Source organism: Microcoleus sp. Pol17C6 (genome assembly GCF_036701145.1).
In the GTDB taxonomy this organism is placed as follows: Bacteria; Cyanobacteriota; Cyanobacteriia; order Cyanobacteriales; family Microcoleaceae; genus Microcoleus.
The window spans coordinates 1-14,060 of record NZ_JAUBQH010000013.1 but is presented as its reverse complement, the minus strand read 5'-3'; the positions used below and the strand labels follow the sequence as shown (position 1 = coordinate 14,060).

At 46.6% G+C, this 14,060-nt stretch carries 16 protein-coding genes, 1 tRNA gene, 1 pseudogene and 1 other annotated feature; of the genes and pseudogenes, 13 read left to right on the top strand and 5 right to left on the bottom strand.

Going from position 1 to position 14,060, the window contains the following annotated elements; all coding sequences use genetic code 11:
- The first annotated feature begins 161 nt into the window (after nt 1-161).
- The 4 genes and pseudogenes from QUA25_RS09095 to QUA25_RS09085 all read left to right on the top strand — a co-directional run bounded on the left by QUA25_RS09095 (nt 162) and on the right by QUA25_RS09085 (nt 2,713).
- On the top strand, nt 162-422 hold the full coding sequence (locus QUA25_RS09095; RefSeq protein WP_333037139.1) for a hypothetical protein: 261 nt from the start codon (nt 162-164) through the stop codon (nt 420-422).
- Nucleotides 423-539: 117 nt separating this feature from the next.
- Nucleotides 540-1,097 (top strand): annotated as a pseudogene (locus QUA25_RS09090) (transposase); the annotation flags it as partial.
- Nucleotides 1,039-1,296 (top strand): HepT-like ribonuclease domain-containing protein, encoded by a 258-nt coding sequence (locus QUA25_RS29450; protein ID WP_445242206.1) that lies wholly within the window; start codon nt 1,039-1,041, stop codon nt 1,294-1,296. The pseudogene QUA25_RS09090 and the gene QUA25_RS29450, both read left to right, overlap by 59 nt.
- Before the next feature lie 94 nt (nt 1,297-1,390).
- Complete coding sequence (locus QUA25_RS09085) at nt 1,391-2,713, top strand: acetamidase/formamidase family protein (RefSeq protein WP_333037138.1); 1,323 nt, start codon at nt 1,391-1,393, stop codon at nt 2,711-2,713.
- Between the two features lie 311 nt (nt 2,714-3,024).
- On the opposite strand, the gene QUA25_RS09080 is transcribed toward QUA25_RS09085, so the two are convergent.
- The gene (locus tag QUA25_RS09080) at nt 3,025-4,404 is read right to left on the bottom strand and encodes an inorganic phosphate transporter (protein ID WP_445242205.1); all 1,380 of its coding nucleotides are present in this window, start codon (nt 4,402-4,404) and stop codon (nt 3,025-3,027) included.
- A 40-nt stretch (nt 4,405-4,444) separates the two neighbouring features.
- On the opposite strand from QUA25_RS09080, the gene rplS reads away from it, so the two are divergent.
- From rplS to rplL, 9 genes are all read left to right on the top strand, one after another.
- On the top strand, nt 4,445-4,828 hold the full coding sequence (rplS, locus tag QUA25_RS09075; RefSeq protein ID WP_333037136.1) for a 50S ribosomal protein L19: 384 nt from the start codon (nt 4,445-4,447) through the stop codon (nt 4,826-4,828).
- Nucleotides 4,829-4,962: 134 nt separating this feature from the next.
- Nucleotides 4,963-5,035 (top strand) — tRNA-Trp (locus tag QUA25_RS09070).
- Complete coding sequence (locus QUA25_RS09065; protein ID WP_333037135.1) at nt 5,006-5,215, top strand: hypothetical protein; 210 nt, start codon at nt 5,006-5,008, stop codon at nt 5,213-5,215. Before QUA25_RS09070 ends, QUA25_RS09065 begins: the two co-directional genes overlap by 30 nt.
- Nucleotides 5,216-5,358: 143 nt before the next feature.
- Complete coding sequence (gene secE, locus QUA25_RS09060; RefSeq protein WP_172186534.1) at nt 5,359-5,592, top strand: preprotein translocase subunit SecE; 234 nt, start codon at nt 5,359-5,361, stop codon at nt 5,590-5,592.
- Entirely contained in the window at nt 5,589-6,227 is a 639-nt protein-coding gene (gene nusG, locus QUA25_RS09055) for a transcription termination/antitermination protein NusG (protein ID WP_242721257.1), read from the top strand. The genes secE and nusG overlap by 4 nt, the downstream gene beginning before the upstream one ends.
- Before the next feature lie 3 nt (nt 6,228-6,230).
- Nucleotides 6,231-6,656 (top strand): 50S ribosomal protein L11, encoded by a 426-nt coding sequence (gene rplK, locus QUA25_RS09050; RefSeq protein ID WP_006635588.1) that lies wholly within the window; start codon nt 6,231-6,233, stop codon nt 6,654-6,656.
- A gap of 199 nt (nt 6,657-6,855) precedes the next feature.
- The gene (gene rplA / locus QUA25_RS09045; protein WP_190663916.1) at nt 6,856-7,569 is read left to right on the top strand and encodes a 50S ribosomal protein L1; all 714 of its coding nucleotides are present in this window, start codon (nt 6,856-6,858) and stop codon (nt 7,567-7,569) included.
- Between the two features lie 110 nt (nt 7,570-7,679).
- Nucleotides 7,680-7,852, top strand: a sequence feature (ribosomal protein L10 leader region).
- A 29-nt stretch (nt 7,853-7,881) separates the two neighbouring features.
- The gene (rplJ, locus tag QUA25_RS09040) at nt 7,882-8,490 is read left to right on the top strand and encodes a 50S ribosomal protein L10 (protein WP_333037134.1); all 609 of its coding nucleotides are present in this window, start codon (nt 7,882-7,884) and stop codon (nt 8,488-8,490) included.
- 138 nt (nt 8,491-8,628) lie between these two features.
- A complete protein-coding gene (gene rplL, locus QUA25_RS09035) occupies nt 8,629-9,021 on the top strand; it encodes a 50S ribosomal protein L7/L12 (protein ID WP_333037133.1) in 393 nt (130 codons plus the stop codon).
- Between the two features lie 144 nt (nt 9,022-9,165).
- On the opposite strand, the gene crtD is transcribed toward rplL, so the two are convergent.
- From crtD to QUA25_RS09015, 4 genes are all read right to left on the bottom strand, one after another.
- Nucleotides 9,166-10,782, bottom strand: coding sequence for a C-3',4' desaturase CrtD (crtD, locus tag QUA25_RS09030; protein WP_333037132.1), 1,617 nt, complete (start codon nt 10,780-10,782; stop codon nt 9,166-9,168).
- Between the two features lie 183 nt (nt 10,783-10,965).
- Nucleotides 10,966-12,384 (bottom strand): ribbon-helix-helix protein, CopG family, encoded by a 1,419-nt coding sequence (locus tag QUA25_RS09025; protein ID WP_333037131.1) that lies wholly within the window; start codon nt 12,382-12,384, stop codon nt 10,966-10,968.
- A gap of 220 nt (nt 12,385-12,604) precedes the next feature.
- Nucleotides 12,605-12,967 (bottom strand): hypothetical protein, encoded by a 363-nt coding sequence (locus QUA25_RS09020; protein WP_333037130.1) that lies wholly within the window; start codon nt 12,965-12,967, stop codon nt 12,605-12,607.
- A 222-nt stretch (nt 12,968-13,189) separates the two neighbouring features.
- The gene (locus tag QUA25_RS09015; protein ID WP_333037129.1) at nt 13,190-13,846 is read right to left on the bottom strand and encodes a HEAT repeat domain-containing protein; all 657 of its coding nucleotides are present in this window, start codon (nt 13,844-13,846) and stop codon (nt 13,190-13,192) included.
- Nucleotides 13,847-14,060: the final 214 nt, after the last annotated feature.

The window sequence follows — 14,060 nt, the reverse complement described above, 5'->3', positions numbered from 1 at the left end:
AGCTGGCTTTTCTGGAGATGTCTAAGCTGTCGCGCATTTAAATTGTATATTCAGGGCGGGCGGGACGCCCAACCCTACTCCCCACAAGAGTTTGATTGTTCTTTAACATACAATTTAAGTGCAGAACAGCTTATCACCCTTGTAGTTAGGATGTCAAAAAATTGCGATCGCCCGAAGAACACTTTTTGCAACTAGAAATCATCATGCAGCGCCACGCCGCAGCACTCGAAGCTGAAGTCAGAGATTTGCAAGCCGCTGACGAAACCGCCCAGTGGCCTCCTGACTGGAAACGTTGCTATAATTGGCGTTTCGCTAAAATTTTCGCTTCAGTGAAGATTTTTCGCAACTGGGGTGCAGATGCTGCGGCTTGGAAGCTTTTGCCTTCACGAGTTTATCCCAACCGAGGCAATCAGAAGGATTAGTGGGGTTGCTGATTCACGGTATGAATAAACTTTTCGCTTGATGTTACAAAACTCACTCTACTTGGCTTATAGCCATTCCGAAAACTTTAATTCATACTTGTATTCAGCAACGCCGAAATTCGAGTAGATGATTTAGCAAGAGCCTTACCCTCCGAAACTTTCACGCTTATTCAACTCCCAGGAGAAAAACCCAGAACTTTATGGGTAGCGACAATGGAAATCGAGTTATCAAAGTATACAGGCAAGAAAGTAGTAGCCATCGTCATGAATGCGGCGACTGTCGAACAAGCCAGTGAAATTGATTATTTGATGACTAATGTGGAGTTATCAACAGCAACAGAAGAGTGGGTAGTAAAGACATACTCCCAAAGAAATTGGGTAGAAGTTTTCTATCGAGAAGCCAAGGGATGGTTAGGGTTAAAAGAATATCAAGTGAGAGATAAACGCAGTCTAATGAGGCATTTAATTTTGGTATTTTGTGCCTACAGTTTTATCCTCTGGCATACCAAAACCTGCGGATTAAGACGTAGATGGGCAAATAAACCTTTAAACACCTTTACGGAAGCGCTTGAAGCATTTCGGACAGCAATATCTTTTAGGTTTGTCAAGTGGCTGAATGAAAATTGGGAGGTATTCTCTGCTTACAAAGCTAGTTTGGGCTTTATTTGGGCTTGAAATTTGTTTAAGTCCCGTTAAAAATATCCCTCTAGAAGTACGGTCTCAATATCCAGAAATTGAGTGGCGAAAAATCACCGGACTCAGAAATATCCTTATTTTTTCAGACATTAGATGTAAATATGCTCAAAATCTGTCATCTTTAAGATATGGATTTATGGTGAGTGTTTATTCCTTTTGTAAGCTATTTGTATTTTAGATAACAAATTTTAAAAGAATAAGCCTGAATAATATATTTGCTTTGATCTAGATGGATCAGAGGATTACAGACATTTATCATAAAAAAGCAAGCTATGCCGAATCGACGTGGTTTTCTTCTTGGTGGGACTGTAGCTGCGGCTGCGACCTTGTTACCAAATAAATTGACTGCTCAAACTCCAACCAATCGACCGGAAATGGCAGCTTTACAGGAAGGATATGTGGGACAGTATCAGGGTGGTGTGTATTTACTGCCAGCCAATGATGAGACAGTCCAATGGGGTTGGTTTAATAATGCAGAGACACCCCGCGCTCGGATTAAATCAGGGGACACCGTTGTCATGGAAACCATGATGGCTTCCATGAATCAAATTTTGCCGGGGGTATCGATCGAAGAAATTACTAGACTGCGGGTAAATAATCCCGGTCGTGGACCCCATACGATTACAGGACCGATCTTTGTAGAGGGCGCAGCACCCGGAGATACTCTCAAAGTCAAAATTAATCGGATTGTGCCTCGTACCTATGGCTCCAACTGGAACCTGCCGGGTAATCTTGCCCTAGGGCAATTCCCAACTAGATTCCCTGAACCCCAAGTAAAACATTTCTTCCTTGACCTCAAGCGTGGGGTTACAGAATTTTTGCCGGGGATTGAATTACCTGTGCGTCCGTTCCCCGGTATTCTTGGGGTGGCGAGGGCTGAAAGTGGACAATATAGCACCGTACCCCCTGGACCTTTTGGCGGAAACCTCGACTGTAGAGAACTAGTAGAAGGCACAACGATTTACTTACCAGTGTTTGTGGATGGAGCTTTATTGTGGTCTGGGGATTCCCATGCGGTGCAAGGTAATGGTGAGATTAATTTAACAGCGATCGAGTCTGCCTTTAATGAACTGAACCTGACTGTAGAAGTAATTAAGGGTAAACGCCTGACTTGGCCACGGATTGAGTCAGATACTCATTGGATAACGATGGGTTATGATCGAGACCTCAATATTGCAATCAATATTCTGGAAGAAGAAACCCTAAAATTTCTTGCTGAATCTAAAGGCTTAAACAGTACTGAAGCTCGTCAATACATGGCAAACTACGGTGATTGTCGAGTAGCAGAGGTGGTCAATCAACTAAAAGGGGTCTATTGCATGTTACCGAAACAACCAACTCCAGTCCTTGCCCCTAACCCTACCACTGATACCTCAGATAGTTTTGTCACCCATGCCATCGATGGTGATGCAATGCAGGCTATGAACATGGCGGCCATGAGTCTAATTGAGAGAATGCAGACCCTAAAAGGACTTGTACCCCTTGATGCCTATTCCCTTGCCAGTTTAGCCATGGATGCACGGATTGGCAAAATAGAGCCGGGAGCAAAACATCTACATTGCTTGATGCCCAAGTCTCTCTGGGTCAGAAGTTAACAGCAGTTTGCGTTCAGATAAGTGGTGGTGGGATCCCCCTAAATCCCCCTATGTCCTTTGGACAGGCTACGCCAACAAAAGGGGGACTTGAAGATCATTAACTTGGCTTACCAGAATTAAATTTGGGCGTTGCTGATTCACGGTATGAAGCAACTTTTCGCTTGATGTTACAAAACTCACCCTACTTGGCTTATAGCAATTCCGAAATCTTCCATTCATACCTGTATTCAGCAACGCCGGATTAGTTAACTGTTGACTGTTGACTGTTGACTGATGACTGTTCTGAAATGCCTCAATCTAAAATCTAAAATCTAAAATTGCCCAAGGGATTGGGCGATGCTGAAGATGATAGCAGCCAAACCTGCTGCGATCGGAATTGTCACCAGCCAAGCCGAACCAATTGACAGCAAAGTTTGCAAGCGTACTGATTTCCAAGCTTTGATCAGCCCGACTCCGACGACTGCACCCACTAAAGCGTGGGATGTGGAAACTGGCAAACCGAAGCGGGATGCTAGCAAGACTGTGGTGGCTGTGGCTAATTCCGCGCAAAATCCGCCGCTTGGTTGGAGTTCGATGATCTTTTCGCCGACTGTGGCAATTACATTTTTGCCCCAGAGGGTTAAACCGATGACTATTCCTGCGCCTCCGAGGACTAAAATCCACAGGGGAACGCTGAAATCCTCTGAGGGAAAGGAACCTGTGCGCCGGATGTAGGCGATCGCAGCTAGGGGAGCAACTGCATTTCCTACGTCGTTGGAACCGTGGGAAAATGCTACAAAACAAGCGCTCAAGACTTGAAATCTCGCCATTTGTTGCTCGATGAGAGAGTGACGGTGTGTCGGAGTGGGGGATGAGTTTGTACTTATTCCTTCTGCCTTTTCCCCTCTGCCTTCTGGGTTTTCAACTGATTCTAATTTTTTCCAGCTATTGAGTGTCAAGGCGATCGCCCCAATACTCCCAATGCCAATGACAATATCGTGAATTGGAAGATTCCAGCCAAATCGATCGTGCGCGGCGGCGATCGCCCCTGTCTGCACCAAAGCGACATTCACAACTGACGGCAGTACAATTATCCCAAATACGCTCAGCATTGCTGCACTCAGCCAAGGTATCCACTCGCGCATTTGAGATAGAGGATCTGGCCGATCGAGAATCGAATACTTCACGACACTGTAAAATAGTGCGGCTAAAGCACCGCTAGCAACAGGAGTCGCCACCCAAGTTAGGGAGATTGTGCCGATGGTTCGCCAATCAACCGCATTAATTCCCGCTGCAACACAGCTAAAACCCGCGATCGCGCCCACCACTGCATGGGATGAAGAAACCGGCAAACCTCGACTGGTAGCGATTTGCAGCCATATCCCGCAAGCTATCAGCACTGACACCATCCCGATCAAAAATACTTGCGGTTTGGCAGCGAACGCTTGTGCATTCACAACTCCTGTTGCGAGAGTTTCGGAAACTCCTTGCCCGAAGAGCACTGCGCCGGAAAACTCCAGTATGCCTGCAACAATTATTGCCTGTCGCAGCGTTAGCGCCTTCGAGCCTACGGATGTTCCCATCGAGTTAGCGACATCGTTGGCTCCCAAGTTGGCGGCGACGTACAAGGCGAGTGCGGCCATTGCCCCTAGTTGCAGAAATACGACCCCAGAGGTATCTAACATAGAATTTTTTTGACATAAAACGGGCATTTCGATATATGATAAGGGATTGTGAGTTTTGGTAAATCCGATGAAAGGCGCAGAAATAATCCGTTCTATCGAGACGGCAGAAATAGATAGAGTCAAGCAAGAACTCAATAAACAAGTTCCCGAAATTTACGTCGGCGACACAGTGCGAGTCGGCGTGAAAATTAGAGAGGGTAACAAAGAACGGGTTCAGCCCTACGAAGGGACTGTGATTGCCATGCGTAACGGCGGGATTAATGAAACAATCACCGTCCGCCGCGTGTTTCAGGGCGTCGGCGTGGAACGGGTGTTTTTGATTCACTCGCCCCGCATCGCTACGATCCAAGTGATGCGCCGCGGGAAAGTCCGCAGAGCAAAACTTTACTACCTGCGCGATCGGGTGGGCAAAGCTACTCGCGTCAAACAGCGGTTCGATCGCTCCCTGTAGGAATGCACCCAGCTTCCATTTGGTTCATGGTTCATGGGAAATTAAAAAATTTCAAAAAAAAGTTTCCCATTTACGAGCGCACTGTGTTAAAATAGAAATCTAGAGGTTAAGCGAATTTCAGCAACCTCACCTGTGCGCTCTTAGTTCAGTTGGTAGAACGCAGGTCTCCAAAACCTGATGTCGGGGGTTCAAGTCCTCCAGGGCGCGCTGAATCACCAAACATTAAATTCTGCCCGAAAGCGCCCGGACTATTGGCTGGCAACAGTCAAAACCGCAAACTTTCGGGTAGAATTAATTTTTGTGGGCGGTTCGCAAAAAATGCCATTAACAAATGCTCGGTGTGGCTTCTCGATCATCGGTTTCGGCGATCGGCATTTACGCCGTTGATTGGTTGGGCTTGTAAAAAGTCGTGGCTTTAGATTTGAGATTTGGGACTTGGGCGTAAGTGGTTAGTGTCACAAAATCTGAGAGCCGCGAGCCACTCACACCAGCTAAAATCTAAAATCTAAAATCGCAAGGGGGATTGAATCGTGGCGAAAAAAGACGAAGCTCAAGAAACTCAAGAAATAACGGCGCCTGGGTTTAACCCTGCGGGTTTTTTTAAGGAAACTAGAGAAGAACTCGACAAAGTGGTTTGGCCCAGCAGGCAGCAGCTAATCAGCGAGTCTTTGGCCGTGCTTTTGATGGTAATCCTCTCAGCAAGTCTGATCTATTTGGTGGATAACTTCTTTAACTGGGGCGCGGGAAAGGTGTTTGGGCCATGACTTTTGCATCAGAAGAATCTGAGTATTCCACAGAAGCGACTGGACAGGCAGCATCGCCAGATGTGCCGGAGATTGATGCTCGCTGGTATGCTGTTCAAGTTGCCTCTGGCTGCGAGAAGCGGGTGAAGGCAAACTTGGATCAGCGGATTCAAACTTTGGATGTTGCCGATCGCATCGTTCAAGTAGAAATTCCGCAAACTCCGGCAATCAAAGTCGGCAAAGACGGTTCCAGGCGGCAGTCAGATGAAAAAATCTTTCCAGGCTACGTACTCATCCGTATGTTTATGGACGAGGATACGTGGCAGGTGATCAAGAATACCCCGAATGTAATTAATTTTGTCGGGGCAGAGCAGAAACGCCGCTACGGGCGCGGCAGGGGTCACGTCAAACCGCTACCTCTGAGTCATTCGGAAGTAGAACGGATCTTCAGAAACGCTCAGGAATCAGAACCAGTTGTCAAAGTATCGATGTCTACTGGAGACCACGTTGTGGTACTTTCCGGGCCGTTTAAGGATTTTGAAGGTGATGTGATTGAAGTTAGCCCGGAACGAAACAAGCTCAAAGTTTTACTCTCGATTTTTGGGCGCGATACGCCTGTAGAATTGGAGTTCAATCAGGTTCAGAAACAGAACTAACTAATGGCAAAGAAAGTTGTTGCAGTAATTAAGTTGGCGATTACGGCGGGAAAAGCCAACCCAGCTCCTCCGATCGGCCCAGCTCTGGGTCAGCACGGCGTCAATATTATGATGTTTTGCAAGGAGTACAATGCTAGAACCGCAGACCAAGCAGGTCTGGTGGTTCCGGTAGAAATTTCGGTTTTTGAAGACCGCAGTTTTACGTTTATTCTCAAAACCCCGCCGGCGTCGGTTTTGATTCAAAAAGCGGCTGGCATTGCTAAAGGTTCGGGAGAACCTAACCGCAAGCAAGTAGGGACGATTACACAGGCTCAGTTACGAGAAATCGCTGAAACCAAAATGCCTGACCTCAATGCTAATGATGTTGAGGCTGCTATGAAAATTGTGGCAGGAACGGCTAAAAATATGGGCGTGGCGATCGCGGATTAAAGTCAGTTGCCAGTTGGCAGTTGTCAGTAATTCATGATTTTGAAGCTAAAATCTTCAAGCTCAAATCGTAAGTCCTAAGTCGATTCAGGGGGAGAAGCAAAGCTTCGCTAAGAATCGCAAATGTTTTAGATTTGAAATGGCCAAAACGGCTCAATTCTAAAATCTAAACTCTAAAATCAACTGACCCCAGGAGATAGCAATGGCAAAGAAAGTATCGCGAAGACTGCAAGAACTTCAAAAGAAAGTTGAAGACAGACCTTATCTACCGCTGGAAGCTCTGCAACTTTTGAAAGAAACAGCAACCGCTAAGTTTGGCGAAGCTGCTGAAGCTCACATCCGTTTGGGAATTGACCCGAAATATACTGACCAACAGTTGCGGACAACTGTATCGCTACCAAAAGGAACTGGTCAAGTAGTCAGAATTGCGGTGATTGCTAAGGGCGAAAAAGTTAAAGAAGCTTTGAATGCCGGCGCGGATATTGCTGGTTCGGAAGAGTTGATCGATGAAATTCAAAAGGGCATGATGGACTTCGATTGCCTGATTGCTACCCCAGACGTGATGCCGTTGGTGGCAAAATTGGGTCGGTTGTTGGGCCCGCGCGGTTTGATGCCTTCTCCGAAAGGTGGCACGGTGACGACTGACATTGCTCAGGCGATCAACGAGTTTAAAGGTGGTAAACTAGAATTCCGTGCCGATCGAACTGGCATCGTTCATGTTATGTTTGGCAAGGCAGCTTTCTCAGCGGAAGATTTGCTCGTCAACCTTCATGCTTTGCAAGAAACTGTTGACCGCAACCGTCCTTCTGGTGCTAAAGGTCGCTACTGGCGCAGTTTGTACGTATCCGCAACAATGGGCCCGTCGATCGAAGTCGATATCAGTGCTCTGCGCGATACCAAACTTGATGCTGCCTAGTACAGAATTAAGCAGAAGGCAGAAGGTAAAAGACAGCTTCGGCTGTCTGTGTAAATCTCTCACAAGACTTACGCCAGACCCTTGCTAATCTCTGCCTTCTGATGATAGCCTAATCAAAAATCAATAAGCTGAAGACCGCAGGTGCCGACCGCTTAATTTCCTGCCGAGGCTGAAGAAATAAAAACTCAAGACTCAAAGATTAGAAATTTTCTATTTTTAATTCTGACTTGTTAATTTTTAATTCTCTGCCCCGGCTCTAAGGTCGGGGTTTTTGGTGGGCAGTTTTCGATCCTAAAAGGAGGTGAAATAAGTATGGGCAAAACTTTAGCAGTAAAAAATGAGATTATTGCAGACCTCAAGCAAACCTTGAGCGAATCTCAACTGGCGATCGTGATCGACTACACGGGCTTAACTGTTGCTGAAATTACAGATTTGCGTCGGCGTTTGCGTCCGAAAGGCAGCAGTTGCCAAGTGGCAAAAAACACGCTGATGCGAATTGCGGTTGAAGGCAACGAAACCTGGCAGCCGATACAGGAATTGCTGACCGGTACGTCGGCATTTCTGTTCGTGCAAGAAGATATTGGCGGCGCGATTAAAGCTTACCAAGAATTCCAAAAAGTCTCTAAGAAGACTGAACTTCGCGGCGGCGTGATGGAAGGACGGGTACTGAAAGAAGCTGATGTTAAAGCATTAGCTGATCTGCCGTCGAAAGAACAACTCATGGCTCAAATTGCTGGCGCTATCAACGGTGTCGCAACCAAGTTGGCTGTGGGTATCAATCAAGTTCCTACTTCGATCGCTCGCGGTCTTAAAGCTTATGCTGAAAAAGACGGCGATTCAGCAGAAGTAGCAGCAGAAGCACAACCAGAAGCACAAGCAGAAGCGCAACCAGAAGCACAAGCAGAAAGCGCATCTGTGTAAGTCATTAGTAATTAGTCATTAGTCCTCAGTCATTAGTATTTAGCAATAGATAGAAGACTGGAGACGAAAAACTAATGATGAATGAGCAAATCTCAAATTCCAAATCCCAAACCTACAATCGAACTAGGAGTTTAACGAATGTCTACTGCAACTGATGAAATCTTGGAAAAACTTAAGTCTCTGACTTTGCTCGAAGCTTCTGAATTGGTCAAGCAAATTGAAGAAGCTTTCGGCGTCAGCGCTGCGGCTCCTGTCGGCGGCATGATGATGATGCCCGGTACAGGTGGTGGAGCCGCTGCTGAACCCGTAGAAGAGCAAACCGAATTTACTGTCATGCTGGAAGAAGTTCCTGCTGACAAGAAAATCGCCATTCTGAAGGAAGTCCGCGCAATTACCGGTCTGGGCCTGAAGGAAGCAAAAGATTTGGTAGAAGCCGCACCGAAAGCAGTTAAGGAAGCTATTGCTAAGGAAGCTGCTGAAGAAATGAAGAAACAGCTTGAAGCTGTGGGCGCAAAAATTTCTATCAAGTAGTCAGAGAATGTAGTTGATATCAATTCCGGTGACACCGGAATGATGGTTGACTGTTAACTATTCCCTAAAATTAATCGCGCGATAGTTACATCTCTCGCGCGATTAATTATTTTTGGGGTAGGGAAACGGCATTGCCGTGTCCTCTTAGATTTTAGAGGCGGTCTCCATTTGTCGCACTACTGTTAAAGCAGAATAGGAAACACCGGCAGTGCCTTCTCCGGGATGGGTGGAGTCGCCTACTAACCACAAATTTTTAATTGGTGTGCGGTTGGCAAATCCGAATGGCCCGAAGGTTGGTATTCGCTGCCCGATTCCACCTACAACGCCTCTATCTCTCGCTGTGTAGTGGGCAAAGGTGCGGGGTGTGGCGGCTTCTTGATGTACGATCAACTCTGGCGTCAAATTGAAATGTTCGCTCAAACGCGCGATCGCCCCTGCGGTATATTTTTGCTTTAATCCTTCATAATCAACAGAATTCCACCACATTCGAGTATCAGTAAATGAGGAAGCGATAATTGTCGCCATGCCCTTCGGTGCTCGGCCATCACCCGGATGGCTAACAGAAACAAATAATGAATTATTCTCCCCAATCTCGCCGTCGTAATCGTAGAGAAACTGAAGGTGCGGCGGACAATTGGCCGGAATTGCGCTTTCATGCACTCCCAAATAGATGACAAATGCCCCGGATGCGGGCGGCAATTTATCAACTCGATATTTGTAGCCTGCCATTTGATTTGGGAGTTTGTGTGTTGTCTCTGAACTCTCTGATTTAACGGATAAATTATCTGTTGCATTTCCGCCAATCGGCTCCCTTGACAACAATTTTACTAAATTTTGCGCGGTCACGTTGGCAACAATGCGATCGGCAGTTTCTGTCCAAACTTCGCCTGTTTTTTGATTGCGAATCACTGTACCGGTGGCTTTGCCGTTGGCGGTGACAATACTTTCAACTGTGTGCCGCAACAAAACTTTGCCGCCGTCTCGTTCGATCGCCTCTACCAGTCGATCGCTCAATACCTGCATACTTCCTTGTAGATGATACAATCCCTGTGGCTCTTGCGAAACTCCTAAAGCCGTCGCCGCGTAAAGTAGCGCCGTTTCTTCGGTATCGACTTGAGAATACAATTTTAACTGCAAATCCAGAAAAGTTTTCAAGCGCAAATTGTCGCCCAACCCACAAAGCCGCAAAGCATCTCCCACTGTCATAAAAGTGAAAGGCAAAGTAATTAGAGTATCGGGGCGAACAGCTTGAATTAATTGCCAGAAATCCCATAAGTTTCTGGGCGGTAAAACTGGATCGCGCCCTTGAAAGTTCCAGCTAGCTTTGAACAATGCAGACAATAATTGCCAAAAAGCTTCGCTTCCAGGAAACTGCCGCTGCCTTTCTTCCTGCCACTTTTGCGGATCTCGCCATACGCTAATCGGTGCGGTTTCTCCCGGCAAAAACACCGCACAAGCTGGATCGCAGGGTGTGGCGGCGGGAAGTTCTATGTCTAATTCTGAGAAAATTCGGTGGTGAATGCCTCCGGGTTCCAATCCTGCAACCTGCGTGGCGCCGACATCGAAGGTAAAGCCTTTGCGTTTGAAGGTGGAAGCGCATCCTCCGGGGACGATCGCCTGGTCTAAGACTAGCACTTTGTATCCTCTGCGGGCTAGCAGAGCTGCTGCTGTCAGCCCGCCGATTCCGCCTCCAATTACCGTGACGCGGCCCTTAGTGTCTGCTGGATTGGATTTGCCAAAAGGGGTGCGATCGCCTCTCATAATTTATTTATTGTAATATTTCTTAATAGTATGCTCATATTTGGCAATAAAAAGCTCTTGTGGCGACAGTTTTAAATCTATCGCTACAAGAGGAAGGAGTCCGAGTTGACAGGACATTTCAGGGGTAAGGTGCAGCCGGATCGCCCAAAGCAACCGGAGTTTTTGCCGTAGCCGATGGCAGAATCAGGGACGCCGCCACTTGTTGAGATAAGCTTCGCCAATCCCCGCCACAGCCTGCATTTGAGCTAGCTGTTCCCGTAAAGCTTTGATGGTTCTTAGCTGTTCTTGAGACTGTTGCTGCAAAGCCTCGTAATTTCGCTGTATCGCCGCACTCTGGCTCAATTCATTTTCCAGATATTGCAACTTGGTCAGTTTAACTTGGAAGTCGCCGATCGCACTTGACTTTTCTGCTAACTCGTGCTTCAAAGATTCGTAACTCGACTTCGACACGGTTTCCTGGAATTGGCTTTCGAGATTTTGCTTTTCGGTGGCGAATTGCTGCTGCAAAGATTCCAGAGCACTGGATTTTTCGGCTAGTTGCTGCTGCAAAGATTCCAAAGCACTGGATTTTTCGCCTAGCTGTTGCTGAAACTCGTGTTCCCGGTGTTCTCTTTCGCCTAGCTGTTGCTGCAAAGATTCCAGAGCACTGGATTTTTCGCCTAGCTGTTGCTGCAAAGATTCCAGAGCACTGGATTTTTCGCCTAGCTGTTGCTGAAACTCGTGTTCCCGGTGTTCTTTTTCGCCTAGCTGTTGCTGCAGAGATTCCAGAACACTGGATTTTTCGCCTAGCTGTTGCTGAAACTCGTGTTCCCGGTGTTCTCTTTCGGCCAATTGCTGCTGCAAAGAAGCGAGCGAACTTTCGCGCTCACTCAACTGCTGCTGTAAACTTTCGTAACTTGACTTGGCTACTGTTTCCTGCAACTGGCTTTCGAGATTTTGCTTTTCAGTAGCGAATTGCTGCTGCAAAGAAGCGAGCGAACTTTCGCGTTCACTCAACTGCTGCTGTAAACTTTCGTAACTCGACTTGGCTACTGTTTCTTGCAATTGGCTTTCGAGATTTTGCTTTTCGGTAGCTAATTGCTGCTGCAAAGAAGTGAGCGAACTTTCACGTTCACTCAACTGCTGCTGTAAACTTTCGTAACTTGACTTGGCTACTGTTTCTTGCAATTGGCTTTCGAGATTTTGCTTTTCGGTAGCTAATTGCTGCTGCAAAGAAGCGATCAAACTTTCGCGTTCAGTCAACTGCTGCTGTAAAGTTTCGTAACTTTCTTGCAGCGGATTTGGCTTTACACTCACCGAGTCCGATAGAGTTTCTGCCGTTACAGCCTCATTAATTTCGCTTTCTTCGGGTGTTTCCCCTTGCAAGTCGGGGGCATCTACCTCCGTTTCTTCACCTTTTTTCCAAGTGACAGTAACTTCCGTCTTGTCCTTAGAAATATCCAGAGCGCCTTGTGCCAAGCGTTCTAGGAGTTCTGACCTTGATATTCCGAGCTTGCGAGCGATCACGTTTAATCGATCGGCACTAGAAGAAGTCAGCGAAAGTCCGACTTTGACTTTACTTTCTGAATTGGAACTAACTACATTGCGATTTTTTTTGACCATTGGCATTTTCCTCATGCCAACCTACACTAATAAGTGTAGTGGCTGAAGTTTCTATTAAAATTAATTCTTGTTACTTACCAATTGTGCCAGCTTCTGTTCCCAATTGAACAAAAATTCGTGAATATACCATTCGGTCGATTCCTCGCCGTAGAACCCCGTGAAGATTCCCTGGCACGGTTTTTTTTTCGGCACGATACCGCAGATATAACAGTTGAGCTTGTTAGATACTATCTAACTTTGCGCCCGATTTCACCGGTTCGGCGCGATCGACCAAATCCAAATAAGCCGCCAGAAAGTATTTTGCTATATAAGCCTCATCTCTAAATAGCGGCTGAAAGTCGAGAAGCACCAAAATTTTCTTCTTGCCCAAAGACAAGAGGTGAATTCCCAACAGCGGCAAATCGTAATTGTGAGTCGGATAAATCACGCCATTAAAAAGTTGAGCAGATTCACCCGCATCGATGTAAGTGTAGCGGATTTTCCGTAATTGCCGACAGTCGTAACACCAACTGCCGATAGTAGCGGGGGTTTTGCCACGGCTGACATTAACTTCCAACGCCGAAGGAATAGCCCGACTTTGCAAATCAAACCTTTGAAACAGCTATTGCTCTAGGTATTCCCAAAAAGGCTGGTACATGGCGAATTAACTCAGATGGCAAAACTAAGAGCGAGCGTCAAGCATACCGATCGCCCCTGTCTCGTTTATTAGAAACAAAGTAACAATCCGTAATATTGGGAGGGCGATCGGGCTAATCTAGGGGGGGTTTAAGAGTTTAAGGTCTGCTTGAGGTTGTAAGCCCTTGTTTTACAGCGAAGCTTCCAAAGTCCCACCTGCAACCCGATGATCTCGATCTTTTGCCAAATAGCTCACAGCAGCGCGAGCTTGAGGATTGTCAAATTTGCTCAGGGCGCGAGCAACTCGCAGCCGAATTCCCCAGTAATCCGAACTTACTAGAGGTAATAATTGCTGCAATGCCTCTTCTTGCTTCTGGGTATTTGCCAGCACACCAAATCCGTCAATTGCTGCTTCCTGAACAGGTAAATCTTCGTCGCCAAGACCGATCGCACAAATTTCAAATACTGCATCAGGACACTGCATTTCATACAGAGGAGCCATAATGCTGCGGCGGACGAGCCAATTATCATCGCGGCGAAAAGCTTCCACTAAATGAGAAATTGCCTCGGTTCCGAACCTTGACAAAGAGTTAGCGGCTTCTGCTCGCACGTTCGGATCGCGATCGAACTGCATCATTTTTAACAGCGCCGCAAAAGCTTCCGAAGTTTGAATCTGGCGTAATCCCATCGCCACACACGATCGCACGATAAACTCCTGATCCTCCACTTTGCTCAGCAACATCGGTAGCGCCACCGCAGAATCGCACTTTCTCAGAGCCGTTACCCCCCGCAGCCTCTCTTGAGAATCCGAACTTTGCAGCGCTGCTTGGATTTCGCTAATTTCCATAAGCCAATTAAAATTTACTTTTGTTACTTTTATTTACAATTTTAGCAATTATTCCCGGATTTTGGGCAGATTCAAACCCACATTCCGCAGATGTGTGTGGAATTTTTTTATCAGTTGTAAAAAGTTGGAGTCAAAAAGTTTTTCCGTTTAACTTATGCGGTTTTAACGTCACGGATACCTGTCAAATATCCCGCAATCAACTAAACTGAAATAG